The organism is Bacillota bacterium, assembly GCA_023511835.1.
GTDB lineage: Bacteria > Bacillota > Sulfobacillia > JAIMAT01 > JAIMAT01 > JAIMAT01.
Map to the genome: position 1 here is coordinate 1 of JAIMAT010000153.1, position 2,128 is coordinate 2,128.

Sequence of the window (2,128 nt, forward strand, 5' to 3'; positions counted from 1 at the left end):
GGAGGCGGGCACGTTGTTGGAGGCCATCATCGCGAAGGCGCCGCCGGTGAGGAGGGCGACCATGGCGCCGCCTGCGAGAAGCTTGCCGACCAGACCGAACTTGGCCATCTGCATCGAACCTCCTTGATAGGTTGAGTGGTGGGACCCCGCGGGGTCCCCCGCCCTTGGGGGCGGGCGAGGGCGGCCTCGGCGGCCGCGCGTTCCAGACCGTCTCGGGCTTGCCTAGGGCGCGGCCGGCAGGTCGCCGGAGCGACGGCCGCGCGCTCTCCTCGCTCTGCTTCCGGCCATCCTCCTCCCCGTCGCCGGCGATCCGGGGACCGCCGCCTTGCTCAGGGCCCTCCTCGGCGCGGTCTCCCGCACCCGGGCAGCCAGGGAGACTCTAGAAAGTGCGGGAGGAAAAAACAGTTCCTGCATGTGTATCGTCTTGGTTTCGAAAGGGGTCCCGGCGGGCGTCTCGGAAAGGGTCTCGCAGCCGGTCTCGCCGGCTGGGGCCGGCGCCGGGCGAGGCTATAATGGCCGGCGGAGGCGGGCATGGCGCCATGGGGCCGGAGGCGAGCGCGGGCTGGGAGGAGGCGCGCTGGCGCCAGGTGCTCCTGGCCATGGAGGCCATGCTGGCCGTCTCGCTCTACGAGTACACCTTCACCCTCTTCCAGCTTCCGCTTCAAAAGGCCACCGGCGCGCCGCTGGCCGCGGTCGACTTGGCCTACACCCTCTACGTGGTCGTCCAGGCGCTGGCGCAGATCCCCGCCGGGGCGGTCATGGACCGCTTCGGGCCGCGCCCCCTCATGCAGGCGGCCGCCCTCCTGGCCGGCGCCGGCTGGATCCTGGCCGGGCTGGCCCGCAGCCTGGTCCAGCTCTGGCTGGCCTACGGCCTGGGCAGCCTGGGGCCGGCCATCGTCTACGCCTCGGCCGTCAGCGTGGCGCTCAAGTGGTTCCCCGAGCCGCGCCTGCGCGGGCTGGTGGTCGGCCTCGAGGCGGGCGCCTTCGGCGCCGGCTCGGCGCTCTTCGTCCCGCCGGTGGCGGCGCTGGTCGGCGCCGGGCCCGCGGGCTGGCGCCAGGCCTTCCTCCTCTTCGGCGCCTTTCAGCTCGTGCTGCTGCTGCTCGTGGCGCGCCGTCTCCGCTACCCGCCGGCGGGCTGGAGGCCGGAGACGTGGGGGGAGGAGGGGGAGGAGGAGCGGCGCTCACGGAGGCCGCGGGAGGTGCTGGCGACGCGTCGCTTCTACTTCCTCTGGCTCAGCTTCGCGCTGATGGCGGGGGCGGGGCTGATGGTGACCGGAAACCTGGCGGCCATCGGGCGGAGCGGCGCCTTCCGCGAGGCGGGCAGCCTGACGCTCCTGGCCGTCACGCTCTCGCGGGTCAGCAACGGGCTCGGCCGGCTGGTGGCCGGCTGGCTCTCGGACCGGCTGGGGCGCCCGGGCAGCATGCTCCTCTTTTACGGCCTGGCCGGCGTCACGCTCTTTCTCCTCCGCCTGGGCGGGGCGGAGCCGCTGGCCTACGTGCTGCTGGGCGGCCTCTTCACCTTTCTCTGGGGGCCGGTCTTCGTCCTCAACCCGGCGGCGGTGGGCGACGACTTCGGTGCGGAGCACGCCGGCGCCAACTACGGCCTCCTCTACACCGCCAAGGCGGCGGGCGGCCTCTTCGCCGGCGTGGGGGCGGCGGCGCTGGCGGCGCGGACGGGAGGCTGGCAGCTGGACCTGGACCTGGCGGCGGCCATGGCGCTCCTGGCTGCCCTGCTGGCGGCCGCCGCGGCGGGACCGCCGCGGCCGCGCGCGGCGCTCGGGCCGCTCCGCCCGGCCGGGACCCGGCCCGCCGCGGCGAGGTCCGGCGGGACGCGGGGAGGCTAGGGCCGCGACCGGCTCAGGGCAGCGGCAGGCCGCCGCCCCGCGCCAGGAGGAGGCCCACCGCCGCCAGCCCCAGCAGGTAGCCCACCGCCAGCTGGGCCGGGGTATGGCGGCGGAGGGCCAGGCGGGCCGCCGCCACCGCGGCCGCCAGGAGCGTGCCCGCCGCCAGCGCCGCCCAGGCCGCCGCCGGGCCGGCGGCGCGGCGCAGGAGGAGCGCCCCCATGCCCGTCATCAGGCCGGTGGCGCCGGTGTGGAGGCTCACCTTCCAGGCCAGGGTGAGGAGCGTC

At 75.9% G+C, this 2,128-nt stretch carries 2 protein-coding genes; one reads left to right on the forward strand and one right to left on the reverse strand.

Translation table 11 applies throughout. The features are described 5' to 3' along the window. The first annotated feature begins 539 nt into the window (after positions 1-539). Positions 540-1,844 carry an OFA family MFS transporter gene (locus K6U79_11635; protein ID MCL6523005.1) on the forward strand — a complete coding sequence of 435 codons (1,305 nt, stop codon included), beginning with the start codon at positions 540-542 and terminating at the stop codon, positions 1,842-1,844. A gap of 13 nt (positions 1,845-1,857) precedes the next feature. On the opposite strand, the gene K6U79_11640 is transcribed toward K6U79_11635, so the two are convergent. Then, positions 1,858-2,128 (reverse strand): hypothetical protein (locus K6U79_11640; protein MCL6523006.1); only part of this gene is annotated, 271 nt, incomplete at its 5' end.

What these genes read in the sequence shown, in the direction of transcription:
- K6U79_11635 (MCL6523005.1), top strand. Translation starts at nt 540, where the DNA reads ATGGGGCCGGAGGCGAGCGCGGGCTGGGAGGAGGCGCGCTGGCGCCAG.